Source organism: Meiothermus sp. (assembly GCF_037443965.1).
Taxonomy (GTDB): domain Bacteria; phylum Deinococcota; class Deinococci; order Deinococcales; family Thermaceae; genus Meiothermus.
Genome location: NZ_JBBINI010000001.1, coordinates 1 through 23,570 on the forward strand (window position 1 = coordinate 1; position 23,570 = coordinate 23,570).

The window sequence follows — 23,570 nt, forward strand, 5'->3', positions numbered from 1 at the left end:
GGCCCGGTCGTTTGCAGGTTTCCTGGCGCGGGTGAACCTGATTCTGCTGGTGCACAACCTCATCCGCAGCCGTCTTCTGCTCAGGATGGCGGGGGTGGAAGGGTAGACTGCAGGTAGCACACGAAGGCATATGTTACACCCGTACTCCCATACATCTTGACTGAACCAGAGAAAGGATGATCTCTGCCTTTTGCATATGTACGTAAGCCAAAAGGTTTCTGCGAGCTTACTAGTTTACTAAAACTATCTTCTTCAAAGGCACGCACCTTACGAAAAATTTGAATAGCCTCGTTGTATCGAATGAAAGTGTCACACCCATCCTCCAGCAAAGGACGTTGCAGTGTTGAAGAATTACCCTCTACAATGTTGGTGATCTTGCAGAGGCCTTTATTGTCTCTATCCCATAGGAAGTAGCATACTCCCCCGCTCAGATCAATTCCCGGAAAACATTCCGCTGCATCTGGGAAATCAACAAGAATTCGTAGAGAATGGTCGTTCAACATGGATTTCCGAAAACTGTCCAAGGCCCGTCCACCTGTAAACCAGCGGGAAGGAATAATCATCGTAAGATACCGTGGATTCAGCTTTTTGGCTTGCTCAACAAACTTTTGATAGATCGGAATTGCACTTGCCTTTGCTCCCCCATCACTCAACTGATACGGCGGGTTGCCGACAATGACATCGAATTGCATATTAAAAATCTCCTTTGGATTATCCGTGTGAATGAACTCGTAGGCGTGGCTTTCCAGGTCTGGGCCGCGGTCGTATTCGCTTTGGCTGGCGCCGCACCAGGTGCAGCGGCCCTCTTGCCAGGTGTGTTCTATGCGCTTATAGCGGATGTTCCCTTGTTCATCGCTAAAGCCTTCCACCACCGAGTACTTGCCGTTGGCGCTCTTGGAACAGTACACGCTGCGGCGTGAAAGCAGGGCGGTGATTTCGGTGATGGCGAGGCCGAACAACTGTTTGGTGAAGATGTGATTGATGCGCGCCTGCCGGTCGGGGATGGCTTCTTCCAGCCCCGCCAGCAAACGCTTGGCAATCTCGCGCAAGAAGACGCCGGTCTTGCAAGCCGGGTCGAGAAAGGTCGCATTCGGGTCGCGCCAGATCTCCGCGGGCAGCAAATCGAGCATCTGGTTGACGATGTTGGGCGGGGTAAAGACCTCGTCGCTGCTCAGGTTGGCGAGACAGGAGATAACATCGGGGTTGTAATTGCTAATCGTCATAGGCTTCGGCTATCTCCAGAAAATGAACTGGCGGAAAATCTGCAATCGGAGAAGGGATAAAAACCTCTTCTCCCGCATCGGAAAACAGGGGCAATTCGCGCAGGCTGGCTTGCTCAATCAATTCCTTATACACAAAATCCCTCCGTTTTATCTTGCTGCCATTCACCAGAGACCACTCGGAAAAGACAATCGGCTCAGGATGTTCGCCAACTGTCTTGAGCGATAAGGCATCGCCCCACAGGATATTTCTTCCCAGGATGTAGCGCAGGGACCGGCGGCAAGCCTCTTTGGCTTTGCTCTTAAACAAAGCGGTATAACGCGCATCGGCCATCTCGAAGAGCCGCTGGCGGCAGGCGATGACATTGTCTTCCAAAATATCAATGCCGTATATAGAAGAGACGGCCAGTACCAGATTGCGCTCAAAGTCCAACTGGCTGCGGCGGTAGGTTTTTTCCACTTGGTTCAGTTTGCGGCGCAGAATTTCCACCAGAAAATTCCCCGTTCCGCAGGCAGGTTCCAAAAAGCGCGAAACGATGCGCTCGGTTTCCTGCTTCACCAGGTCGAGCATGGCATTCACGATTTCGGGGCTGGTGAAAACCTCGCCGTAATCGGCAACGCGTTGTTCGGATTTGATCTGTTCGTTCATAAGTCTACTACTTTGCATTCTTCGGGGGCTAACGGTTTGCGCTTAAGCCGCTGCGCGGAGCGAGCGCGAAGCGCGAGCGGAGCGCAGTCGGCTTGAAGCGCGGGTTGGGCGGCAACCTTGGAATTGAGGCTTCACCGGCATTTGCGGACCCCTTACTCAAAGATGCCAAGAATGTCCCAACGGTCTTTCCATTGCTCAAGCCTGTCCTCATCAATCGAGTGATGCGTTGAATCTGGATTTCCGGGACGTATGCCACCGTGCTTCTCCAGATAGGTTTGATGTGCCTGGTAGATATCGCCTCTTATCCACCACTCTGGGACAATCCAGTAACGTGGGGATGTTTGCGCATCACCCAAGTCAACAAATACCCAAAAGCTATGTTCGTCGTCTCTGGGTGCCATCGGCTGACTGCCAACGATACTCGAATGCCAATTCTTCCCCCCACGCTTTGTCTTGACTTGGATGTGAATGGTGCGACTTTCTTCACTGTTGCACGCAATGAGGTCGATCCTGGGCATATTCCCGGCAAAAGGCACGGCGAATGCACCTCGTTTGTTCAATTCGGCAACAACGAAATACTCGCCAGCTCGCGCAACTTGTTGATTCCTTGCTCCACGCGACCCTGCCATCACAGAACATTCCCTCCACTGTTCGGATACAGCCGCCCAACTAGTGGTTATACCGCACCAGCGGTATAACACTCTCCTGACAGGAGTTATACCGAAGTGGCGAGTGCCGATAAACCACCAAAGCTCTATTCACCCAAAAACCCGTCCTTTCTTGCACTTGGTGCGAGCGGCCATTGGAGTTTGTCATCTGGCTCTCAGCACCAAGCAGTCCAAGGTGTTTTACATTACCGATTTTATCCGATTCAACGGCAGAAAGCATCCAAAACTCAGAGACTTTCGGCTTCCATACACTTATACGCATTCCGGCAGTATCGTTCACTTTTGAAAGTCTAAACGATACTGCCGAAATGCTTTTCTACTCCCTTCGGTCCGCTTGAATCCTTCACCCTTGACTACGCAGGGCGGTGAAAGATTCAAGCGGAAACGGTATTGTCCATTCAAAACAAACCAATTTCCGCCGTATTGGAGAGGTGGACCTCGCTTGTCCTCACACCCCACGCTCCCACGTCGCTAGCACCTCGGCCAAGAGCCGCGCCCCCACCAGCGCTGAAAGGCCGCTGGGGTCAAGGTTAGGGGCCAGTTCCACCAGATCGAAGCCCACGAGTTCGTTTTGCGCGATGGTTTGCCGTACCACCTGCATGGCCTCAGCGTAGCTCAGGCCCTCCACCTCGGGGCTGCTGGTGCCGGGCAAAATAGAGGGGTCGAGCACGTCGGCGTCGAAGCTGATGTAAACCTTCTTGCCCTTGGGAAGTTGTGCCAGTACCCAGGGCAGGTTCTCCTGTACCCTGGAGGCGGTAATCAGGGCGTGACCCCGGTCTTTGGCCGCCTGGTAGGCCTCGGGGCTGGTGCGCAGGCCGCGCAGCCCCACCACGGTGATCTGCTTGAGCCCTGGAACATCCTCCACCGCCCGGCGGAAGGGGCTGCTGTTGGAAAAGCGGGTGGCGTTGCGGCTATCCGAGAAGTCCAGGTGTGCGTCGAGCTGGACGATGTGGAGCTCCTCGAGGTCGTCGTAGGCCCGCAAAATCGGGTAGGTGACCGAGTGGTCGCCCCCCACAAACACCGGCAGTTTCACCCGCTCGCGCAGCGCGCGGGCCGCCTCGGTGATGCGGCGGAAGGTCTCGGGGTACTCGAGCTGGGCCGGGTCTACGTCGCCCGCGTCCACCAGGTGCATCCCCTTGAGGCGGTAGGTCTCGGTCTCGAGGTCGAACCACCCCTCCGGCCCCGGTGCGTAGCGTCCGCTGGCCTCGCGCAGGGCATTAGGAGCAAAACGGGCACCGGGGCGATAGCCCACCGCAAAGTCGTAGGGCAGACCCAGCAGCCCCACCTCGGCCTGCCAGGGCTCAGTAAGGGGCCGGTAAGGCGCTTTGAAAAAGGTGGCCGGGCCGGTAAAGGCGAGTTCGGTATATCGCATAAGGCATACCCCTGGTTTGCATTGCTGGGATTTTTACAACAGCGCCCAGCAACACGCCATACAAACGTCTAAACCTCGCCCGTGGCGATGGCTTTCTGTATCTTCTGACCAATTTCGCGGATCAGGTGTATCAGCACCGCAAAGCGCTGGTCGCGGGTGTAGCCCTTCTGGTAGCGGGCAAAAATCTGCTGCATAATCACGCCCACCTTAAAGAGCCCAAACACGTAATAAAACACAATGTTGTCCACACTACGACCGCTGCGGGCCGCGTAGGCCGCGACCAGCTCGGCCCGGCGCAGGTTGCCCGGCAGGTGGGTCAGGCCAAAGCGCTTAAGGCCCGGCGGGTCGTCCGGCTCTGCCCAGTAGCCCAGGGTGGTGCCCAGGTCCATCAGGGGGTCGCCCAGGGTGGCCATCTCCCAGTCCAGCACGGCCACTACCTGGGTAAGGTCGGCGGGGTTCAGCACCAGGTTGTCGTATTTGAAGTCGTTGTGGATGAGGGCAGCGCTCGAGCCTGGCGGGGTGTGACCGGCCAGCCACTCCATGGCCTGCTCCATACCGGGGATCTCCTCGGTGAGGGCCTTCTGGTAGCGCTCCGTCCAGCCCCGCACCTGCCGCTCCACATAGCCCTCGGGCCGCCCCAGGTCGCCCAGGCCGGCTTTCTGATAGTCCAGGTGGTGCAGCTCGACCAGGGCCTCGAGCGCGGCCTCACAGATCCTGCGCATGCGCTCGGGGGTCAGGCCGGGCGGGGGCTGGGTGCGCAGAATCACCCCGTGCAGCCGCTCCATCAGGTAAAAGGGGGCCCCCAGTACGCCCTCGTCGGCACAGTACAGGAGGGGCCGGGGCACCTTGGGGTAGACCGGCTTGAGGGCCGAGAGAATCCGGTACTCCCGGGCCATGTCGTGGGCGGTCTTGATGTTGGCCCCAAACGGCGGGCGACGCAGCACCAGCTCCTGCTCGCCCAGCCTGAGCAGGTAGGTCAGGTTGGAAAAACCGCTGGGAAACTGCAGCACCTCGAGGCGGCCTTCGGCCCCTGGCAGGTGCTCCAGCAGGTAGGCTTGCAGCCGCGCAATGTCCAGCTCTTCGCCGGGTCGGGTGGGGGCGGGTTGGTCGGTCATGGCAGTACGCTTGGGTTAGAGAGAGATATCCAGGCCATAGTCCTTGAGCAGGGCTCGAGCCACCACGGTCTTGTGGACTTCGTCGGCCCCGTCGTAGATGCGGGCGGCCCGTTCGTGGCGGTAGAAGAACGAGAGCGGCAGGTCGTCGGACATCCCCAGGCCCCCGTGCACCTGGATGGCCCGATCCAGCACCCGCTGCAACACCCCGGCCACAAAGAATTTGATGAGCGAGATTTCCACTCGAGCCCCCTCGGCCCCTTTTTGCTCGACCTTCTCGGCAGCGTCCAGCACCATCAGCCGGGCTGCGTGAATCTCGGCCTGGGACTCGGCAATCAGGTGCTGGATGGCCTGGCGCGAACCCAGGGGCTTGCCGGGGGCAAGCTCGCGCCGGGCGGCGTAGGCGCACATCAGCTCGAGGCTGCGCTGGGCGATGCCAATCCAGCGCATGCAGTGGTGGATGCGCCCCGGCCCCAGCCGCTCCTGGGCGATGGCGAAGCCCTTGCCGCGCGCGCCCAGCAGGTTCTCCTGGGGCACCCGCACGTTTTCCAGCCGAATCTCGGAGTGGCTCATCCAGTCCTCGCCTTCCTCGCCCATCACCGAAATTTTGCGCACCTGCTGGAAGCCAGGGGTATCGGTGGGCACGATAATCTGGCTGGCCCGGGCGTAGGGGTTGGGCTGGTCGGGGTCGGTGATGCACATCACGATGCAGAAGCTCGAGCCCTCGAAGCCGGTGGTGTACCACTTGTGCCCGTTGATGACCCACTGGCCGCCCTCGAGCACCGCCCGTGTGTTCATCCAGACCGGGTTGGAACCGGGGTACTCGGGCTCGGTCATGCCAAAGGAACTGCGAATCTCCCCCTTGACCAAAGGCTCCAGAAAGCGCGCTTTCTGCTCCGGCGTGCCGTGCTTGAGCAGCACCTCCATATTGCCGATGTCGGGGGCCTGGGTGTTGAAAACATAGTGGCCCAGGGGGCTGCGGCCCAGCTCCTCGCTCAGGCGGGCGAAGGCCCCCAGGCCCAGGCCCAGACCCAGCGGCTTTTGCAGCGGGGGCAGCCACCAGCCCTTTTCCTTTACCTTTTGCCGAAGCCGCTGTAGCTCGGGCAGAACAGCCTTGAAGCCATGCTTCAGGAAGATGGGCTCGAGGGGCAGCACCTCGGCCTCGAGGAACCTGCGAACTTCCAGCGCCAGGTCGGTGGTTTGTGCGGTCATTTGGCTTTAGTCTACCGCGTGGAGTTTGGTAATGGCAGGCTCAGGCTACCCCGAAGATATCCTCCAGGCGCACCTCGAGGCCCAGGCAGGCCACTTGCGCTGCGCCTGACTCCAACCACACGCCCTGCCAGTGCTGGCTGCGTTCGAAGACCTCGAGGCTGCGGGTGGCTGGGTCTACAATCCAGTAGGTTTGCAGGGTCTCGATGCTTTTGTAGGCTTGCAGCTTTTCGCGGCGGTCGGTAGCCTCGGTGTTGGGCGAGGTCACCTCGGCAATAAAGCAGGGGTACTGGAAAATGTGGCTGTCGGTGTCGCGCGGGTCACGCAGCACCATCACATCGGGGTAGTAGTAGCGGTTGAGCTGGGGCAGCCAGAGCTTGACCCCCTCAACGGCCATCCGGCAGCCCGCCGCCTTTAGCCTCGGCTTGATCACCAGCGCAATGTTCAGGACGGTCTCGTTGTGCTCCAGCGACTCGCCCGGCATCGCGTAGACAATACCATCCACGTACTCGTGCCTGGCTTCGGATTGCGCCTCGAAGCGAAGGTACTCCTCCGGACTTACGTTGGTGGGCAGCGGCCGGGAAGGCATAAGGCGATTGTAGCATCGAAAAGACAGGGGGCGCATAGCCATGCGCCCCCAAAGGATATGGGAGAATTCAGGCCTTGGGCTGGGGATAGCCGCCCGCTTCCAGCACCTTCTGGGCAATCCGGCGGCGCAGCGCCACCAGGTCGGCGGGGTCGTGCTTGGTCAGGCGGCGGGCTGCCGAGGCCATCAGACGCATATCGTCGCCCTCGGCCAGGCGCGGCAGAATCGAGAGCGCCGCGGCCTGGGCCCGGTCGAGGGCCTGGTACAGGTAGAGCGCGGCCATCTCGGCATACACCCCACCACCCAGCCGGCGGGCCCGCAGCAGGGCGCTTTCGGCAGCGAACACATCTATCAGGATGTCGGCGGCCACCGCCAGCACCTCCTGCTCTTCTTCGATCTGCTTGCCGTACTTGAGAGCAGCCAGACCCAGCACCGCCAGGGCCAGCTTTTTGAGGCCCTCGAGCTGGGCCAGTTCCTTGTCCTCCGGCTCCTCGAAGCTGGGCTCCAGCAGCTCCTTTTGCAGCTTCATGGCCGCGTCGAAGAGGGGCAGCTCGCCCTTCATGGCCCGGCGCAAAAGCATGCCCGGAATCAGCAGGCGGTTAATTTCGTTGGTGCCCTCGAAGATGCGGTTGATGCGGCTATCGCGGTAAGCCCGCTCGATCTCGTACTCGGCGGAGTAGCCGTAGCCCCCGTGAATCTGTACGCCTTCGTCCACCACGTAGTCCAGCACCTCGGAGCCCAGCACCTTGATGATGCTGGCCTCAATGGCATACTCCTCGATGCCCGCCAGCACCGCCTCGGCGGCGTTGGCTTTGTCCAGGCTGCTCAGGGCCTGGTCAATCATGCCCATGGTGCGGTAGACCGCACTCTCACCGGCAAAAATGCGCGTGGCCATCTCGGAAAGCTTCTGCTGGATCAGGCCGAAGTTGGCGATGGGCTGACCAAAAGCAACGCGCTCCTGGGCGTACTTGGCCGAGAGCGCCAGGGCCCCCTTAGACCCCCCAATGGCCCCCGCGCCCAGCTTGTAGCGCCCCACGTTGAGCACGTTGAAGGCGATCTTGTGGCCTTTGCCCAGCTCGCCCAGCACGTTCTCGACCGGCACCTTCACGTCTTCCAGGAAGACCTGGCGGGTGCTCGAGGCCTTGATGCCCATCTTCTTCTCTTCACCGCCCAGGCGCAGGCCGGGGGTGTCGCGCTCGACCAGGAAGGCGGTGAGGCCCTCCGGGGTTTTGGCGAACACCGTGAAGAGGTGGGCAAAACCGGCGTTGGAGATCCACATCTTGGTACCGTTCAGGATGTAGTGCTTGCCATCAGCGGAAAGCTCGGCGCGGGTCTTGGCCCCCATGGCGTCGGAGCCGGACTGTGGCTCGGTCAGGCAGTAGGCGGCAATTAGCTCGCCCGAGACCAGTTTGGCCAGATATTTGTCTTTCTGCTCCTTGGTGCCCCAGTAGACCAGCGGCAGCAGGCCGATGGAGGTCTGCACCCCGTAGGTCACGCTGAAGCCGCCGGTGCCGGCCAGGGCCTCGGCAATCACCGTGCTGACGGTTTTGGGCAGGTCGAGGCCGCCGTACTCCTCGCCGACCTCTACGCCCAATAGGCCCAGTTCACCGGCCTTTCGGAGCAGTGGGATGTTGTGCTCGAGTTCACCATGCTCCAGGGCCTCGGCCACCGGGCGGTACTCTTTTTCCACAAACTGCCGCACGGTCTCCTGAATCATGCGGGTGGTGTCGTCGAAGTCTTCAGGGGTGAAGATCTGCTCGGGCTTCTCCAGGAGCCAGCCGCCGCCTTTGGTTGAGAGTTTTTTGTCTGCGATCATGGTAAACACCTCGTCTCGGCTCAAAAACTTATACTGAGTATAAAGTTTAGCCGAAAGGGCGGGTTGCGTCAATCGGCAGAAATACAAACAGCCTCCCCATGCAGCGAGCTCACCCCGCATTTCGTTCATCCGCAAAGCCCCCCTGGGAGGGGGCTCTATAAGCTGCGCCAGGGTGAATTGGCAAAACCAGCGGAATCGGCAAGGCGTACCTGACGCAATTCCCCAACTGATCTTTGGGGATCGGATCTCGCATTTCAACTATAGAGACACTTGGTAGTTTGGTAAGTTAAAGATTGATATGCAGTGAAGTTCCCCAAATGAAGCGCTCAAAGCAACTCCCAGATATTAGGGGAGCCAAATCCATCCCAGGAATTAAGTTACCGGAGCACTTAGAAAGCTCTTATGTGCGCAACCGGGTCGGGGTCGTCAACGTCAGGGGGTCTTGACCCTCAGCAAGAGGGATACTTCGGCACCCCAGCATCGGTGACCTCTATGCCGAAGCACATCCTCTAGACCCCCGCCCAGTACGCCGCAGTCTCGCACATCTTGCAGGGCCTCGAGGTGGAGTACAACTCGCAGCCGCGCAGATCACGGGTTCCCAGGCGTTTCGCCGCGTCGCGTATGGCTTCCATCTCGGCGTGGGCCGTTGGATCGCGGCTCAGTACCACGCGGCTGAGGCCTTCACCCACCACCTGCCCATCTCTGATACGCATTTCGGTAGTATCGTTCACTTCGGCAAGCCTAAACGATACTACCGAAATGCTTTTCTACTCCCTTCGGTCGGCTTGAATCCTTCACCTCTGACTGCGGCGGGCGGTGAAGGATTCAAGCGGAAACGGTGTGACCACCACCGCGCCATAGGCTTGGTCGCCCGCACCCACGGCCTGCTGGCGCAGCTCGGCGGCACGGCACATAAAGCGCTGTTGCTCTGGCCTGGAGTACCTGGGAGCTTGGGCCAAGACCGGTTGCTTCAGAAAAGGGTGGGGTTAGGGCTATAAAAATCTTCAGTACCCGGCGTCGCTGCATGGCTCACCTCGCTCCTGCTGCTTGCAGAATGCGAACCATCTCGCTATAGCCACGCTGTCTGGCCAGGGCCAGGGGGGTGGTTTGGGAACGATCCCCCAGGTTCACATTGGCCCCGGCAGCCACCAAGGCCCGCACCACGGCGGTGTGCCGGGGACCGCCATCACCCAACACGATTGCTTCGATTAAGGCGGTCCAGCCCAGGTTATTCACATGGTCAAGCGGAGCTTTGGCCGCGATCAGGGTCTGCACCGTTTCGACGTGGCCCAGGTGCGCCGCAGCGATCAGGGCGGTGCCGTCGTAGGGGCTGGTGACGTTGCGGGGGCTGGCCCCCGCCGCCAGCCCTATGCGGATCATCTCCACATCGTTGCGCACAGCGGCGATGGTGATGAGATCGTAGCGCTGGCGATCGAGGGCGTTGGGATCGGCGCCGGCACCCAGCAAGACCCGCGCCACCGCGTGGTGCCCGAGGTGGGCCGCCACCAGCAAGGGGGTACGTCCGTGCTCGTCGCGCGTATCCGGTTTAACCCCAGCTTTGAGCAGCCGCTCGACCTCCGCCAGCCTGCCTACCGCTACCGCTGCGAGCAGTCCACTGTAGCCCCGCACCTCGGCCTGGCTGGGGGGAACCTGCGCCAACGCGAGGGCCAGGCCGGATAGCAGACCCAGCATCAGGGGCCTCATCAGCGACCTCCAGCCTGCTCCAAGAGCCGGATCATCGAGCTGTAGCCCCGCCTGCGGGCGTGTTGCAGTGGGGTCACGCCGTCGCGGTCGGCCAGGTTGGGGTTGGCCCCCGCCGCCAGCAGCAGCCGCACAATCTCGGTGTGGCGGCTTCCCCCATCGCCCAGGATGACGGCCTCGGCAAAACTCGAGAGCGTGGCCCCGCTCACCCCGGTTTTGTCCAGCGCCACCAGGCTCGAGAGCACAGCCTCATGCTGCTCCGTTTTTTGCGAAAGGATACGGTGCAGAATGCGGGCATCCTGGTCGAAATCAGCCCGCACCTGGTTGGTGGCCGAAATACTCCACAGCCCACAGAGCGCCAAGCCCAGCAGGGCCAAGGCATACCAGGGCGCTTTAGGGCGGCGCATAAGGTATTATCGCACCGTAACCCAGGCCCCCTCAACCACCGATTTGCCTTCTCTAAGGTCAGTCACCTCCCACTGCAAGGGATACTGTCCAGGAGCCGCACCGGTTGGAACCCTGAGTACATAGACAAAACGGTACTGAGTATCAAACTCGTAAACCAGCGTGTATCGTCCCGACACGCCACCCAAAACCGGACGATGGTTCCAGACCGCATCGGTAGGCTTGCACTCGAGCTGACCTCGAGCCTCTACCACATCTAGGCTCCAGCCCGCCGGAAGCTGGATAGGCCGTACCTGCACGGTGAAACTCATGAGGCCCTGCCCTCTGGTACTGGTAAAACACCACAACCGATTCGGCTGACCCAAATCCTTGAGCACATAGTCCGGCTGATTGCCCCAAACCAGTACACTAGGACGGCTTATCACCTCATACGAACGACCCAGAAGATCGTGGGTTGCGGCATCAAACACATACGTCACCCGCCAACCAATCGGGTCATAGCTCTTACTGAAATACCCGTTTTGCCCCGCCGAAACACTTATGGTTGGAGATGTATTGAGGTTGAGAGGTGCGAAGGCTCCACTTCCCAGCGGAGCGGGCACACAAGCGGCCAACATCAAAAGTCCTATTACCAGAACAAGGCGCATCATCTCACCCCCCGATTTATAGCTCATGGCACTCTTCAATGCGGTTTAGCCCGAAACCAGCTTCAAACCTCAAATACGACTTGCTCTCGAGAGCTTGCTTCTGGATAGCAAGCCTGCTAGGCCGAGAGTGCGACTGCCACCACCGAACTTGGTCGCACCCCCTAAGCCCTGGGATACACCTCGAACACCCCCGCCGCCCCCATGCCACCGCCGATACACATCGTCACCATACCCAGCCCACCCCCACGCTTGCCCAGTTCGTGCACGAGTTGGGTGGTGAGCTTAGCCCCCGTTGCGCCCAGTGGGTGCCCCAGCGCAATGGCGCCACCGTTGACATTCACCTTGTCGGGGTTCATCTGTAGCTCTCCCATCACCGCCAGCACCTGCGCGGCAAAGGCTTCGTTGAATTCGATCAGCTTTAGGTCATCCATCCCAATACCGGCTTTGGCCAGGGCCTTGGGCACCGCTTTGATGGGCCCTACACCCATGATGTCGGGGTCAACCCCCCCGGTTGCAAAGCTGATGAACTTGGCCAGGGGTTTTAGACCCAGTTCTTTGGCCTTATCGGCGCTCATGAGAAGCAGGGCCGCCGCCCCATCCGAATAAGGCGAGGCATTACCGGCCGTTACGCTGCCGCCCTCCTTGAAAGCCGGGCGCAGTTTGGTTAGGCGCTCGAGGCTGGTATCGGCGCGGGGCAACTCGTCCTTGGCAAAGTGGACTTCCTCCACGGTGCGCTTGCTACCCTTCCAGCTCACCTTCTTGACCGGGATGGGCACAATCTGATCGTCGAAGGCCTTGCTCTCCTGCGCTTTTAGGGCTTTCTGGTGGCTTCGGTAGGCCCAGGCGTCCTGGTCGGCACGGCCCACGCCCCAACGCTCCGCGACCCGCTCGGCGGTGAAACCCATACCAATGTAGGCCTCGGTCAGTTCGGGGTGAAGCACGGTGTGATAGCCCGACATCGGCACCTGGCTCATCATCTCTACCCCACCAGCCAACACCACCTCGTTCATGCCACTCAGGATGGCTTGGGCCGCATACGCTACGCTCTGCAGGCCCGAAGAGCAGAAACGGTTGATGGTGGCTGCCGACACCTCTACTGGAAATCCTGCCCGCAACATCGATAGCCGCGCCACATTCAGGCCTTGGCTGGCTTCGGGCATGGCGCAACCCCACTGGATGTCTTCGATCATAGCCGGGTTCACACCGGCCTTCTCGGCAGCCGCTTTCATCACCGTTGCCGACAAATCAATCGGATGAACCGAGGCCAAGGAACCATCGCTCTTGCCGCGCCCTACGGCACTGCGAACTGCACTTACGATTACGGCTTCTTTCATGGCTGCTCCTAAAAGTTATACTGAGTCAAAGTTTATTGTAAGGCGGCCCCTGGATTCAAGTCGAAGGCCACAATCGGGGGGATGGTTGAACATCGGAGGCAGCATCCCTTATTTCGTCCACGCAGGTTGACGGTTGGCATTGTGCTCAAACACCTTTATCTGGCTTTTCTGAGCGTTTTGCGTCTTTGCGGCGGATGTAGAGGGTCTTCTCGAAACTGGCGTGAATCACGCCGTCTTTATCCACTAGCTCGAGCGGGTACACCCGGTCTACTGAGGGGTTTTGTGCAGCGAGTTCGCGGATGATGCGATTGGTAGCTTCCAGGTTGCGCTCCAGCCGCTGGCGAAAGCCGCCGGGCAAATCCAGGTGCAACGTGAAGTTGGGTAAGGTTGCCGTGAATATTCGCGCCCCGATGCTTTGAAATGCCCCCAACATCAGCTCGAGTTCTGCCCTCACCCGTTCGGTGCTGAAGGGGCCCCGCAGGCAGTCGTTGGCTCCGGCCACAATGCTCACAAAGTCGGGCTGTAGGTTCAGGGCGCGTTGCATCTGCTGTGCACGAACCTCGGCGACGCGGAGACCCCGCTCGGCCAGGTTGGTGTACTTCAGGCTGGGGTTGGCCCCCCGCATCCACAGGGCCAACCAATGGTGGGCTGAGTACAAGGGAATTTCCGGGGTCTGTCGAGGCAGATATCCGCTCGGCCCTGGAGTGTCGCCCACGCCCTCGGTGAAACTGTCGCCGAGAGCCACAAAGCATCGAATCATCAATTCCTCAGCGGCTTCCCAGTCTTGAGGGTGTGCGCGATGCGCTCCTGGGTTTTCTTAGTTCCCAGCAGTTTGAGGAAACCCTCGCGCTCCAAATCCAGGATGTCTTGCTCGGTGACCTCGCGGGCAGGCCCGTCGCCACCGCACAGCACATAGGCCACTGCATTTCCTACCACCACATCATGCTCGCTGGCCTGCTTGGCCTCTTGGAATTGCCATAGCGCATAGCGCAGGTTGCCAATGCCTTCGGCTCCCAGTGCCCGAATCTTCATGGGGGGCTGCGGCACATAGTCTGGGGCCATGAACAGCACCCGCCGCTTGGCGTCGGCAATCAAGCGGTCGCGGTTCATGCTGATGCCATCGCTCAGGCGCAAAAAGCCCATGTTGCGGGCCTCGAGGGCGCTGGTGCTGGTCTGGGCCAGCATGATCATCTGGAAGGCCCGTTTAACCCCTTCGAACAGGTCAACCTCGGGCCCGTAGGCCGCAAGCTCCTGGGTAAAGCGGAAGAGCATCTCCTTGGTGCCACCCCCACCAGGCAACAAGCCCACCCCGGTCTCAACCAGGCCCATGTAAAGCTCAGCGTGGGCCTGAATAGCGCTGCTGTGCAGGCTGAACTCGGCCCCGCCGCCCAGGGTCAGGCCGAAGGGCGCGGCCACTACCGGGAAGGGTGAACGGCGCAGGCGCATGGAGGTCTGTTGGAAGCGGCGGGTGGCCAGCTCGAGGTCATCCCAGGCTCCCTCCTGGGCGGCCATCAGCACCAGCGCCAGGTTGGCCCCGGCGCTAAAGGTGCGGGGGTCTTCGTGCCCGATCACCAGACCCGCATAGCCGTTGGCGTCTACCCAGTCCAGTGCTTTGTGCAGCCCCGAGATGGAGCCGTCCCCCCAGGTGCCCATCTTGGCCCGGTTTTCGAAGAGGGCCACCCCATCACCCAGGTCAAGCAGGGCGTACTCCTTACCTTCCAGCAGGGTCTTGCCGGCCTGCTTGACCGTCTGCAGGCGGATCACCCCTTCCTCTGCCTGGATGGGGTGGTACTGCCCATCGAAGCCCAGGTAGTGCCCGTCCTTGTAGAAGCTGCCCTGGGCCTTTTTGAGGAGTTCGGGCTCGGACAGGCCCAGCTCGGCGAAGCCCTTGCGCAGGTAGTCCAGACCCACCGCGTCCATGTTCTTGAAGGGGCCCTGCTCCCAGGCGAAGCCCCACTCCAGCGCCCGGTCTACCGAGACGATGTCGTAGGCGATTTCCTGGGCTTTCTCGAGGGCATAATGGGCGTTAATTAAGAACAGCTTGCGGGCGAAAGCCCCGTACTTACCGGGCAGCTCGCCCACCTTTTGCAGACGGGCGTTGAGGGGTAAGTCTTTGATGGCCCCGATCTCGTCGGTGCGGAGCTTGGTCTGGGGCTTGTACTCACCGCTGGTGTAGTCGTAGGTGTAGATGTCCTTGCCCACCTTCTTATAGAAGCCGGCCCCGGCCTTCTCGCCCAGGTGGCCCTGCTGGATCAGGTTCTCCACCCAGTCGGGCATGCGGAAGTCCTCGCCGGTGGTGTGCGAAAGCTCGGTAGAGACCAGCTTGAGCACGTCCAGACCGGAGATGTCGCCGGTGCGGAAAGTGGCGCTCTTGGGGCGGCCCACCAGCGGGCCGGTGAGGGCGTCCACCTCATCAATGGTGAGGCCCTCCGAGATCATCAGCCGCATGGCCTGGGCCATCCCAAACACCCCCAGCCGGTTGGCGATGAAGCCGGGAGCGTCCTTGCAGATGACCGTGCCCTTGCCCAGAATACGCTCGCCAAAGCGCCGCATGGCCTCCAGCACCGCCGGGTCGGTCTCAGGGGTGGGAATCAGCTCCAAAAGGTGCAAGTAGCGCACCGGAGCGAAGAAGTGCGTCCCCAAGAAGCGCTTGCGGAAGGCCTCACCCCGCCCCTCCAGCAGGGTTTTCATGGGGATGCCGGAGGTGTTGGAGCTCACAATGGCCTGGGTGCCCAGGGCCTCGAGCCGGGCAAACAGGGCCTGCTTGGGCTCCGGTTTCTCGATGATGACCTCCACGATCCAGTCGCAGTCTTTCAGTTTTTCCAGCTCGTCGGTGGTGCCTAGCTCGATTAGGGAGGCCCGGCTTTTGTCCATGAAGCTGGCTGGCTTGCTCTTGAGCTGACGCTCGAGGCCTTTTTTGACCAGCTCGAGCTTGTCCTCCTGGCCGGGGATGTCCAGCATCACCACCGGCACCCCCGCCGAGGCCGCCAGTGCTGCAATCGCACCGCCCATGGTACCTGAACCCACCACACCGATCTTCTTGATTCGCATTCTGTCCTCCAGGCGAAAAAGGTTATAGCTTTGGGTTAGCTATTTTTATACCGAGTCAAAGTTTATAACAACCGGATAGCCAAGTCTAGCAGGTTCGGTTCTGTCTTCTTCAGATGATCTGTTCAGATAATGGTTCCTATCATAAACTCTTGGTATGTCCGCAAACCTACGTGAGCGAATCAAGTTTTTACTGGAACAAATCCTAAAAAACTGTGGACTGAACGATTATGTAGTGCAAGAGGAGTACCTCTCCCCATTAGGAAGTGCCATTCGAGAAACCAGCAGAAGGGTAGATATTGCTGTTCTGCGAAAGGAGAACGGTGAACTCAAACCCTACCTCTACATCGAGTGTAAAGAACAAAAAACCAGTGGCTCGGCAGAAGACAAGCTGTTTCGGGCCCTTGAAGAAGCCAAACGAGACCGTTTGTTGGGTGTTCATTCCATCGTTGTGTTTTCCGGGGCAGGCTTTCGCCAATCCTACGAACGCTGGGCTATGGTTGAGGGGTTCGTGCGCGAGGAATACGCCGATCTTTGGTTCAAGCGGTTTTTTTGTAGAGAATGAGGTGACCAATGGTAGCCGAACCGCTTTTTGGGGCTTACCTACCTCCACCGCTCAAGTGGGCTGGAGGGAAACGCTGGCTGGTGAAACACCTCCAGCCGTACTGGTCTAAACACCGCGACCGGCTTTTCGTCGAGCCCTTTGTTGGCGGGATGGGGATCACTTTGGGCCTGAGACCCAGATCAGCTCTGCTAAACGATACCAATCCACATCTGATCAACTTTTATCAGTGGGTTCGACGTGGGCTGCAAATTTCGATACCAATGGTTTACGAGCGGGAATTCTATCTAGACTATCGCAAGCGTTTCAATCAGCTCATACGTGAGAAAAGAGCCAATACTGCCGAGGCGGCGGCGCTGTTCTACTATCTCAACCGAACGGGCTACAACGGGCTGTGTCGCTTCAACGCCTCGGGTGAGTTTAATGTGCCGTTTGGAAAGTATAAGACGGTCAACTACCAGACTGATTTCTCAGGCTACAAAGAGGTTTTCCGCGACTGGGAGTTTAAGACCGGCGACTTCAGCGAACTTGCAATTGACCCCGACGCTTTCGTGTACGCCGACCCGCCTTATGACGTTGAATTCACACAGTACAGTCCGGGAGGGTTTTCCTGGGATGATCAGGTTCGTCTGGTGGAGTACCTAGAGAAGCATCGCGGCCCCGTGATAATTTCCAACCAACTCACCGCTCGAATTCACGAACTCTACACCAAAGCGGGCTATGCAATCATTGTCCTGCCAGCGCCCCGCCGTATCAGTTGTGACGGAAACCGCCAAGATGCCCTCGAGGTTCTAGCTTTCAAAAACATCTAACCCTGAGCCAGTCCACCACCACCTTCGACCAGCCCTCGAGCCCCTCGTACACCTGCTGCACCTCTTCCAGCAGGGCCAGGCGGCCCTCGAGCTTCTCCGGTTCCATCACCCGGGGTTCTTCTTCGGCCTCTACCAAAAACACCACGCCCGCGTGCACCCGGCTCACCGGGCTGTCGGCCATGACGATAAAGCCCACCGGCTGCGCGGCGTAGGCCCGAATCCCTACCTCTTCCAAAAGTTCGCGGCGCAGCCCATCCAAGACCGGGTTGCCGCCCACATCCTGGGGGTTGATATGCCCACCCACCCCCAGGGTGTAGCGGTTGTGGAGCCGGGCCTCGCCCCCGCCTCTGCGGCGCATCAGGAAAAGCCGGCCCCGGTAGCGCACCACCGCATAGGGGATGATCTGGCGGTGGGTGGGGTCTTCCTCGGCCTGGGGGCGCTCGAGGAAAAACCCTTCCTGCTCAATTCTCCGTAAGAGCGCGGCCTCGAGCGGGATGAGAGAAGCCTGGGCCGCTGGAAACACCGAGGCCGGAAGCACATACACCTGTTCCATGCGGGTCAAGATACCATCACTTCGCGGCCCTCGAGCCAGACCTTGTGCACCTGGGCCTCGCCGTGCAGGGTGAAGAGCGAGCCCAGCAAGTCCTCTGCCGAGTCCAGGTGGCGGAAGTGCACCTCGAGGGCACTGCCGGGCTCGGGCCTGACCCAGATCACGTCAGCAGCCTTGCCGGGGGTCAAACTCCCCACGGTCTCACCCAGGCCCAGCACCTCGGCCCCGGCCAGGGTGGCCAGGTAGAGCAGGTGGGCCGGGGTCAGGCCCACCCCCTCGAGGGCGTAGCGCTGGGCCAGGTAGGCCATCAGGCCCTCCTTGAGCAGGCTGAACCCGGTGCCGCCCCCCACGTCCGAGCCCAACCCGAAGCGAACCCCATGCCGCAGGTGTCGGTTCATGGGGAAGATGCCGCTGCCGATAAAGGCATTGGAGCTGGGGCAGTGGGCGATGGCCGCCCGGGCCTCGGCCAGGCGGGCCAGTTCGGGTTCGGTGGGGTGGACGTTGTGGGCAAAGACCGAGCGCTCGGTGACCAGGCCAAAGCGGTCGTAGGTGTGCAGGTAGTGCTGGCTCCAGGGGAAAAGCTCGGCTACGGTGCGAATCTCCTCGAGGTTCTCGTTGATGTGGGTGGTGAAGTAGAGGTCGGGGTGCTCCTGCAAGAGCGCCTGGCAGACCTCGAGCAGCCCCTCCGAGGCCGAGAGGGCAAAACGCGGGGTCACCGCGTAGCGCAACCGGCCCCGGCCATGAAAACGCTGGATGAGCATCTTCTGCTCGGCGTAGCTCTGCTCGGGGGTGGTGTGCAGCTCGGGGCGCAGCAGGCGGTCGGAGCAAACCTGCCCTGCGATAATGCGCAGGCCCACGTCCTCAGCGGCCCCAAACAGGTTGGCGGTGGCCCCCTGAAAGTGCGAACCGAAGACCAACGCGGTGGTGGTGCCGTTGCGCAAGAGGAGCTGGACGAACTCGCGGGCCAGCTCACGAGCCAGCTTGTTATCGGAAAGACGGGCCTCCAAAGGCAGGGTGCGCTTTTCCAGCCAGTCCAGCAGGGAGTAGCCCATCGCGCCAATCACCCGGGTTTGCGGGTAGTGCACGTGGGTGTCCACCAGCCCCGGCAGCAGCACCCCTTCGCGGCAGTCCTGCACCGGGGCCTCGGGGTATTGCTTTCGAACCTCGGAAAAGCTGCCTAGCGCAATAATCTGCCCATCCCGCAAGGCCAGTCCGCCATCGGAAAAAGCCTCGAGGGCCTCGGCAGCTTGGAAAGGGTTTTGGGGTGTGTGAAGAATCAGGCCACGCAGCAGAACGGTCATGCCGACCTATTCTACATAGAGCTCCACCCGCGCTCCCTGACGCACGTCCACCAGGCCGTGGTCGGTTAGGCGCAGCTCAGGGATCACCGCCAGGCCCAGGAAGGAAAGCACCATGTAGGGGTCGGGCAGGGTCACCCCCAGGGTTTTGGCGGCGGCCTCGAGGGCCTGTAGCTTGGCGTCCACCACCTCCAGCGGCTCGTCGGTGATCAAACCGGCAATGGGCAGGGCTAGCTCGGCCAGCACCTGGCCGTCGGCCACCGCCACCATCCCCCCGCCCAGGGCCCAAAGCCGCCGGGCCGCCGTTACGATGTCGGCGTCCGAGACCCCTACTGCCATCAGGTTGTGGTGGTCGTGGCCCACCGTGCAGGCCAGGGCCCCCTTCTGCAGGCCAAACGCGGTCACCAGGCCCTTGCCGATCTGGCCGTTTTTGCCGTGGCGCTCAAAACACACCAGCTTGGCCAGGTCGCGGCTGGGGTCGGCCACCACCTCCCCATCGCGCACGGTGGGCTCGAGGCGCTCCTCGGCGGTCAGCACCTGGTGCGGTATGGCCCGGATCACCCGCACCTTTCCCGCGCTAGCCGGTATTTGCAGGTCTTGGGGGTGCAGGTCGGGCAGCCGGACGGTCTGCGAAACCGCGCTCGAGGCCACCGTTTTGGGAAGAGACACTTCCAGCCGCCCTTCCCGGGCCACCAGACGGCCCTGCTGGTAGACAGCCTGGGCCCGGAAACCGTGCAGATCGTCCAGCACCACCAGGTCGGCCTGGAAGCCGGGGGCGATAGCGCCCCGGCGCAAAAGACGGTAGTGGCGGGCGGTGTTCCAGCTTCCGGCCCGGATGGCATAAGCCGGGTCAACCCCCAGCCGGATGGCCTTGCGCACCAGGAAGTCCACCCCACCCTCCCTGAGCAGGTCGGAGGGCAGGCGGTCGTCGGTTACCAGGCCGATGCGCTCGCCGTGTTCCGGGCGCAGCAGGGGGGCCAGGGCCTCCAGGTTGCGGGTGGTGGAACCTTCACGCACCATCAGGAAGCAGCCGGCCTCGAGCTTGGCCCGCCCTTCCTCCAGGGTGGTGCTCTCGTGGTCGGAGGCGATGCCGCTGGTCAGGTAGCCCTGCAGCGCAGGCCCCATCAGGGTGGGGGCGTGGCCCTCGGGCGACTTGCGAAAGCGCTCGGCCAGCAGCACCTTGCCAAGCTCGTTTGCCTCGGCGGCCAGGATGGCCGGAAAGCTCATCAGCTCGGCCACCCCCACCACCCTCGGGTGGGCCAGCAGCCGCTCGATTTCGGCCAGCCCCAGCACCGCACCGCTGGTCTCGAGGGGCGTGGAGGGCACCGAGGAGGGCACGGTGATCCAGACCTCGAGGGGCAGCCCCTCGCTGGCCTGCATCAGCCACTCGATCCCCGGCACACCCGCCACATTGGCGATCTCGTGGGGGTCGGTAACCACCCCGGTCACCCCCCGGGGCACCACCCCCTTGGCGTACTCCGCTGGCGAGACCAGAGAGGACTCGAGGTGCACGTGCCCGTCAATCAGGCCGGGGGCCACCCAGCGGCCCTCCAGATCCACCACCTCGGCTGCCGGGGCCTGGGCATACGCCGGCCCCACCGCGGCAACCAGCCGCCCGGCCAGCAGGACATGGGTCTGCTCAATTTCCAGCGTAAACACATTGACCAGCCGCGCATTTTTGAGCAGCAGGCTTCCCGGCTGACGGCCCATTGCCACGTCCACTGCGTACTGGAGATCGGATAGCTGGAGGTTCATGTTCTGCGCATGGTACAAGCAAGCCCAGGCCCCTCGCAAGCACAGGCCCGCCCCACCAAAAAAACTGGCCTGGACAGACCAGGCCAGGTAAAAGGCTTTCGCTGAGATTATTTGGGCTCGTCCGGCACCTGGCCCACCACCCCAGGGGCCACCCACTGCATCTCGTTGAGCTCCTTCACGGTCATCTTGCGCCCCGCCGGCACGCGCAGCACCCCGTTGCGGTCGCGGATGGGGCCGGTGAAGGGATCCCATCGGGGGTTGGCGCTCTGGATGTCTTTGTACAGCTCCATCACCCGGTCGTAGACGCTCACTTTCCTGCCGCTTACGGTCATGCTGGCCTGCTTCAGGGCCGCCTCGAACTTGGGGTTGATGGGCATGCCCACCTGGGCCCCCAGCATCACCGCTTTCTCGCGGGCCAGCCACCAGTAGTCCACGTTTTGCAGGTTCTTGGGGGTGTAGGTGCCGTTCTGCACCTTCTTCAGGATATCAATGTAAATGACGCTCCAGTCCACTAGCTGCCCCGAGACCACATAGTCGGGCGCATACTTGTACATCGAGTTGTAATGGCTGAAGCTGGGCACCCGGCGCCGGGCCGCGGTCTGGATGACCGTGGCGGTGTCCTCGGTAAAGGCCAGGATATCGTTGCCCTCGGCCATCAGGGCCTCGGCGGCCTCGCGGGCCTTCACGGGGTCGTACCAGGCGTTGATCCACTTGACGTTCACGGTGGCCCGCGGATTGACCGCCCGCACCCCCAGGGCAAAGGCCGAGATGTGGCGCTTGAGCTCGGGGATGGGGAAAGCCGCCACGTAGCCCACCTTGCCGCTCTTGGTGAGGGCGCCCGCCATCAGGCCGTTCAGGTAGTAGATCTGGTAGAAGTCGGCCATGTAGGTGAGCATGTTGGGAGCCCGCTTAAAGCCGGAGGCGTGGGCAAAGATCACCTCGGGGTACTTCTTGGCGGCCTCGAGGGTTGGATCCATGAAATCGAAAGAGGTGGTGAAGATTACGTTGCAGCCACCCGCAACCAGCCGGTCTACCGTGGCCAGGGTGTCGGCGGGCTTGACCGACTCGACAAACTGCGTTTGGAGGCCTGGAATAGCTTTCTCGGCAGCCCGACGGGCTTCATCGTGGGCAAAAGTCCAGCCCACATCACCTACCGGCCCTACATAGATGAAGCAGGCTTTGAGGTTGGACTGCTGGGCCATCCCCAGGCCAAGCAGCAGCGCCATCACGGTACCAATCAACCAAGTCTTTCGCATACATCCCCCTCCAACCAGCCCACCCCACATGCCCTTGTGGGCAGGCTTTAGCGTTCACCCCGCCGATAGGGCTTTCCCAGCGCTTCAGGAGCATTGCCTTGCTGCCCGCGCAGCCCGGACAAAGCCAGCACAAGTATAACCAGAAGGTAGGGCAGGCTCGCAAACACCTCCGTGGGAATGGCCACCTGACCCTGAAGCCGGAACTGCAGGTAGTACAGAAGCCCGAAGAAGACCGCTCCAAACACAGCGCGTAGGGGGCTCCAGCCCACAAAAATCACCAGCGCCACCGCAATCCAGCCCAGCCCTGCGGTCATACCATCGGTCCAGGCAGGGCGGTAGACCAGCGAAAGGTAGGCCCCGGCCAGCCCGGCCAGCGACCCACCCGCCGCCACCGCAGCGTAGCGCACCCGCAGTACGTTGATGCCCAGCAGGTCGGCAGCCGCCGGATTCTCGCCCACTGAACGCAGCGAGAGGCCCAGCCGGGTGGCATAAAACACAAAGGTGAGCAGCGCTGCCAGGGCGATGGCCCCCAGGGTGAAGGGCCACTCGGGGGGTTGGTTGAAGAGCGGCATCCCCTCAAAGCGCTTGCCCAGGAGCCCCGCCGTACCCAGGCCCACCATGGTCAGGGCCAGACCCGAGACAAACTGGTTGGCCTGCAGGGTAATGGTTACAAAGCCGTGCAGCAAGGCAGCTAGCGCCCCGGCCAGCATGGCCGCCAGCACCGCTAGCCAGAGGTTGCCATCGCCTGCCCCGCTGCCATAGGCCACCGCAAAACCGGCCAGGGCCCCCAGGGCCATCATGCCCTCCACCCCCAGGTTCACCACCCCGGCCCGCTCGTTCAGGATGGCCCCCAGGCAGGCCATCAAGAGGGGGGTGCCAAAGGATAGGGCTCGAGCCAGAGCGTTGATGATCTCTTCCATACACGCAGTTACAACAACACGTAGCTTAGACCATCGAAGCGCCTAAAGTCTTGGTCGAAGGTAATAAGCTGGCAACCTCCAGCAATGGCAAAAGCGGCCAGGTAGGCGTCCATCCACAGCCGGGGGGTGATTCCGTTCTGTACCAGCGTTCGCAGCACATTGTCGAGCCCCTGGGGCTCCTCTAGCAGCCGCACACCACTCTCGAGCCTCATTTTCCAGTACACCGACCAAGCCTCTTTAACCTCGAGCGGTTTGTTCCCCATCGCCACGGAATTGGTGAGCAAGCGCAGCAACCCCAAAGCAACCACACGATTCAAGGCAATTTCACCCGACTTCTCCCAAAACCCCAGCGCCTTGGGGTGAAAAGGATGCTCTGGTACCAGCAACGCGAACCAGAAATTGGTATCAGGAAGGTTCATGGCCCTCGAGGAGCTGCCACAACTCGGCGTGTGTGTAGGGCTTTATCTTGCGCCCCGCTTTAGGCACAACGGGTAGGGTACGCTGAGCTGAGCTGGTGGCCTGACGGTTCAAACCCTCCTCCAAACACCTGAGCACAATTTCCCTTAGGGTTTTCCCCTCGTGAATTGCCTGTAGCTTGAGGCGCTTGTAAAGGTCATCCGGCAAATCCAGCGTGGTTCGCACAAAAGCAT

Annotated in this window: 24 protein-coding genes; 2 read left to right on the plus strand and 22 right to left on the minus strand. The window is 61.1% G+C overall.

The window, feature by feature from the left end; all coding sequences use genetic code 11:
• Nucleotides 1-80 precede the first annotated feature (80 nt).
• From WKI89_RS00005 to WKI89_RS00075, 15 genes are all read right to left on the minus strand, one after another.
• Complete coding sequence (locus tag WKI89_RS00005; protein ID WP_337867161.1) at nt 81-1,223, minus strand: Eco57I restriction-modification methylase domain-containing protein; 1,143 nt, start codon at nt 1,221-1,223, stop codon at nt 81-83.
• Nucleotides 1,213-1,869 carry a DNA methyltransferase gene (locus WKI89_RS00010; protein WP_337867162.1) on the minus strand — a complete coding sequence of 219 codons (657 nt, stop codon included), beginning with the start codon at nt 1,867-1,869 and terminating at the stop codon, nt 1,213-1,215. The genes WKI89_RS00005 and WKI89_RS00010 overlap by 11 nt, the downstream gene beginning before the upstream one ends.
• A 152-nt stretch (nt 1,870-2,021) precedes the next feature.
• Nucleotides 2,022-2,498, minus strand: coding sequence for a hypothetical protein (locus WKI89_RS00015; RefSeq protein ID WP_337867163.1), 477 nt, complete (start codon nt 2,496-2,498; stop codon nt 2,022-2,024).
• A gap of 487 nt (nt 2,499-2,985) precedes the next feature.
• Nucleotides 2,986-3,909, minus strand: coding sequence for an arginase family protein (locus WKI89_RS00020; RefSeq protein WP_337867164.1), 924 nt, complete (start codon nt 3,907-3,909; stop codon nt 2,986-2,988).
• A 68-nt stretch (nt 3,910-3,977) separates the two neighbouring features.
• Complete coding sequence (locus WKI89_RS00025) at nt 3,978-5,024, minus strand: phosphotransferase family protein (RefSeq protein WP_337867165.1); 1,047 nt, start codon at nt 5,022-5,024, stop codon at nt 3,978-3,980.
• A gap of 15 nt (nt 5,025-5,039) precedes the next feature.
• A complete protein-coding gene (locus WKI89_RS00030; protein ID WP_337867166.1) occupies nt 5,040-6,233 on the minus strand; it encodes an acyl-CoA dehydrogenase family protein in 1,194 nt (397 codons plus the stop codon).
• 40 nt (nt 6,234-6,273) lie between these two features.
• Nucleotides 6,274-6,819 carry a Uma2 family endonuclease gene (locus WKI89_RS00035; RefSeq protein WP_337867167.1) on the minus strand — a complete coding sequence of 182 codons (546 nt, stop codon included), beginning with the start codon at nt 6,817-6,819 and terminating at the stop codon, nt 6,274-6,276.
• Nucleotides 6,820-6,886: 67 nt separating this feature from the next.
• Entirely contained in the window at nt 6,887-8,632 is a 1,746-nt protein-coding gene (locus tag WKI89_RS00040) for an acyl-CoA dehydrogenase family protein (protein WP_337867168.1), read from the minus strand.
• 509 nt (nt 8,633-9,141) lie between these two features.
• Nucleotides 9,142-9,345 (minus strand): nucleoside deaminase, encoded by a 204-nt coding sequence (locus WKI89_RS00045; protein ID WP_337867169.1) that lies wholly within the window; start codon nt 9,343-9,345, stop codon nt 9,142-9,144.
• Between the two features lie 316 nt (nt 9,346-9,661).
• Nucleotides 9,662-10,336: an ankyrin repeat domain-containing protein gene (locus tag WKI89_RS00050; protein WP_337867170.1), complete on the minus strand. Its 675-nt coding sequence runs from the start codon at nt 10,334-10,336 to the stop codon at nt 9,662-9,664.
• Nucleotides 10,336-10,740 carry an ankyrin repeat domain-containing protein gene (locus WKI89_RS00055; RefSeq protein ID WP_337867171.1) on the minus strand — a complete coding sequence of 135 codons (405 nt, stop codon included), beginning with the start codon at nt 10,738-10,740 and terminating at the stop codon, nt 10,336-10,338. The genes WKI89_RS00050 and WKI89_RS00055 overlap by 1 nt, the downstream gene beginning before the upstream one ends.
• A 6-nt stretch (nt 10,741-10,746) precedes the next feature.
• A complete protein-coding gene (locus tag WKI89_RS00060) occupies nt 10,747-11,412 on the minus strand; it encodes a hypothetical protein (RefSeq protein WP_337867172.1) in 666 nt (221 codons plus the stop codon).
• Between the two features lie 134 nt (nt 11,413-11,546).
• Nucleotides 11,547-12,719: a thiolase family protein gene (locus WKI89_RS00065; RefSeq protein ID WP_337867173.1), complete on the minus strand. Its 1,173-nt coding sequence runs from the start codon at nt 12,717-12,719 to the stop codon at nt 11,547-11,549.
• 145 nt (nt 12,720-12,864) lie between these two features.
• On the minus strand, nt 12,865-13,479 hold the full coding sequence (locus WKI89_RS00070; RefSeq protein WP_337867174.1) for an SGNH/GDSL hydrolase family protein: 615 nt from the start codon (nt 13,477-13,479) through the stop codon (nt 12,865-12,867).
• Nucleotides 13,479-15,770, minus strand: coding sequence for a 3-hydroxyacyl-CoA dehydrogenase/enoyl-CoA hydratase family protein (locus WKI89_RS00075; RefSeq protein ID WP_337867175.1), 2,292 nt, complete (start codon nt 15,768-15,770; stop codon nt 13,479-13,481). The genes WKI89_RS00070 and WKI89_RS00075 overlap by 1 nt, the downstream gene beginning before the upstream one ends.
• A 154-nt stretch (nt 15,771-15,924) precedes the next feature.
• On the opposite strand from WKI89_RS00075, the gene WKI89_RS00080 reads away from it, so the two are divergent.
• Both WKI89_RS00080 and WKI89_RS00085 read left to right on the plus strand, forming a co-directional pair.
• Complete coding sequence (locus WKI89_RS00080; protein ID WP_337867176.1) at nt 15,925-16,332, plus strand: PD-(D/E)XK nuclease superfamily protein; 408 nt, start codon at nt 15,925-15,927, stop codon at nt 16,330-16,332.
• An 8-nt stretch (nt 16,333-16,340) separates the two neighbouring features.
• Entirely contained in the window at nt 16,341-17,141 is an 801-nt protein-coding gene (locus WKI89_RS00085; protein ID WP_337867177.1) for a Dam family site-specific DNA-(adenine-N6)-methyltransferase, read from the plus strand.
• On the opposite strand, the gene WKI89_RS00090 is transcribed toward WKI89_RS00085, so the two are convergent.
• The 7 genes from WKI89_RS00090 to WKI89_RS00120 form a co-directional block, all read right to left on the minus strand.
• Nucleotides 17,128-17,694 (minus strand): NUDIX domain-containing protein, encoded by a 567-nt coding sequence (locus WKI89_RS00090; protein ID WP_337867178.1) that lies wholly within the window; start codon nt 17,692-17,694, stop codon nt 17,128-17,130. The genes WKI89_RS00085 and WKI89_RS00090 overlap by 14 nt on opposite strands.
• 5 nt (nt 17,695-17,699) lie before the next feature.
• Nucleotides 17,700-18,992 carry a guanine deaminase gene (gene guaD, locus WKI89_RS00095; protein ID WP_337867179.1) on the minus strand — a complete coding sequence of 431 codons (1,293 nt, stop codon included), beginning with the start codon at nt 18,990-18,992 and terminating at the stop codon, nt 17,700-17,702.
• 6 nt (nt 18,993-18,998) lie between these two features.
• Nucleotides 18,999-20,744 (minus strand): adenine deaminase, encoded by a 1,746-nt coding sequence (gene ade / locus WKI89_RS00100; protein ID WP_337867180.1) that lies wholly within the window; start codon nt 20,742-20,744, stop codon nt 18,999-19,001.
• A 107-nt stretch (nt 20,745-20,851) separates the two neighbouring features.
• Nucleotides 20,852-22,000: a BMP family ABC transporter substrate-binding protein gene (locus tag WKI89_RS00105; protein WP_337867181.1), complete on the minus strand. Its 1,149-nt coding sequence runs from the start codon at nt 21,998-22,000 to the stop codon at nt 20,852-20,854.
• Nucleotides 22,001-22,047: 47 nt separating this feature from the next.
• Nucleotides 22,048-22,920: an ABC transporter permease gene (locus tag WKI89_RS00110; RefSeq protein WP_337867182.1), complete on the minus strand. Its 873-nt coding sequence runs from the start codon at nt 22,918-22,920 to the stop codon at nt 22,048-22,050.
• Nucleotides 22,921-22,928: 8 nt separating this feature from the next.
• Nucleotides 22,929-23,339 carry a TA system VapC family ribonuclease toxin gene (locus WKI89_RS00115; protein WP_337867183.1) on the minus strand — a complete coding sequence of 137 codons (411 nt, stop codon included), beginning with the start codon at nt 23,337-23,339 and terminating at the stop codon, nt 22,929-22,931.
• Nucleotides 23,326-23,562 carry a hypothetical protein gene (locus WKI89_RS00120; RefSeq protein ID WP_337867184.1) on the minus strand — a complete coding sequence of 79 codons (237 nt, stop codon included), beginning with the start codon at nt 23,560-23,562 and terminating at the stop codon, nt 23,326-23,328. Before WKI89_RS00120 ends, WKI89_RS00115 begins: the two co-directional genes overlap by 14 nt.
• Nucleotides 23,563-23,570: the final 8 nt, after the last annotated feature.

Coding starts and splice junctions, on each gene's coding strand:
- WKI89_RS00005 (WP_337867161.1), bottom strand. CDS start 1,223: ATGACGATTAGCAATTACAACCCCGATGTTATCTCCTGTCTCGCCAAC.
- WKI89_RS00010 (WP_337867162.1), bottom strand. CDS start 1,869: ATGAACGAACAGATCAAATCCGAACAACGCGTTGCCGATTACGGCGAG.
- WKI89_RS00015 (WP_337867163.1), bottom strand. CDS start 2,498: ATGGCAGGGTCGCGTGGAGCAAGGAATCAACAAGTTGCGCGAGCTGGC.
- WKI89_RS00020 (WP_337867164.1), bottom strand. CDS start 3,909: ATGCGATATACCGAACTCGCCTTTACCGGCCCGGCCACCTTTTTCAAA.
- WKI89_RS00025 (WP_337867165.1), bottom strand. CDS start 5,024: ATGACCGACCAACCCGCCCCCACCCGACCCGGCGAAGAGCTGGACATT.
- WKI89_RS00030 (WP_337867166.1), bottom strand. CDS start 6,233: ATGACCGCACAAACCACCGACCTGGCGCTGGAAGTTCGCAGGTTCCTC.
- WKI89_RS00035 (WP_337867167.1), bottom strand. CDS start 6,819: ATGCCTTCCCGGCCGCTGCCCACCAACGTAAGTCCGGAGGAGTACCTT.
- WKI89_RS00040 (WP_337867168.1), bottom strand. CDS start 8,632: ATGATCGCAGACAAAAAACTCTCAACCAAAGGCGGCGGCTGGCTCCTG.
- WKI89_RS00045 (WP_337867169.1), bottom strand. CDS start 9,345: ATGCGTATCAGAGATGGGCAGGTGGTGGGTGAAGGCCTCAGCCGCGTG.
- WKI89_RS00050 (WP_337867170.1), bottom strand. CDS start 10,336: ATGAGGCCCCTGATGCTGGGTCTGCTATCCGGCCTGGCCCTCGCGTTG.
- WKI89_RS00055 (WP_337867171.1), bottom strand. CDS start 10,740: ATGCGCCGCCCTAAAGCGCCCTGGTATGCCTTGGCCCTGCTGGGCTTG.
- WKI89_RS00060 (WP_337867172.1), bottom strand. CDS start 11,412: ATGAGCTATAAATCGGGGGGTGAGATGATGCGCCTTGTTCTGGTAATA.
- WKI89_RS00065 (WP_337867173.1), bottom strand. CDS start 12,719: ATGAAAGAAGCCGTAATCGTAAGTGCAGTTCGCAGTGCCGTAGGGCGC.
- WKI89_RS00070 (WP_337867174.1), bottom strand. CDS start 13,479: ATGATTCGATGCTTTGTGGCTCTCGGCGACAGTTTCACCGAGGGCGTG.
- WKI89_RS00075 (WP_337867175.1), bottom strand. CDS start 15,770: ATGCGAATCAAGAAGATCGGTGTGGTGGGTTCAGGTACCATGGGCGGT.
- WKI89_RS00080 (WP_337867176.1), top strand. CDS start 15,925: ATGTCCGCAAACCTACGTGAGCGAATCAAGTTTTTACTGGAACAAATC.
- WKI89_RS00085 (WP_337867177.1), top strand. CDS start 16,341: ATGGTAGCCGAACCGCTTTTTGGGGCTTACCTACCTCCACCGCTCAAG.
- WKI89_RS00090 (WP_337867178.1), bottom strand. CDS start 17,694: ATGGAACAGGTGTATGTGCTTCCGGCCTCGGTGTTTCCAGCGGCCCAG.
- guaD (WP_337867179.1), bottom strand. CDS start 18,992: ATGACCGTTCTGCTGCGTGGCCTGATTCTTCACACACCCCAAAACCCT.
- ade (WP_337867180.1), bottom strand. CDS start 20,744: ATGAACCTCCAGCTATCCGATCTCCAGTACGCAGTGGACGTGGCAATG.
- WKI89_RS00105 (WP_337867181.1), bottom strand. CDS start 22,000: ATGCGAAAGACTTGGTTGATTGGTACCGTGATGGCGCTGCTGCTTGGC.
- WKI89_RS00110 (WP_337867182.1), bottom strand. CDS start 22,920: ATGGAAGAGATCATCAACGCTCTGGCTCGAGCCCTATCCTTTGGCACC.
- WKI89_RS00115 (WP_337867183.1), bottom strand. CDS start 23,339: ATGAACCTTCCTGATACCAATTTCTGGTTCGCGTTGCTGGTACCAGAG.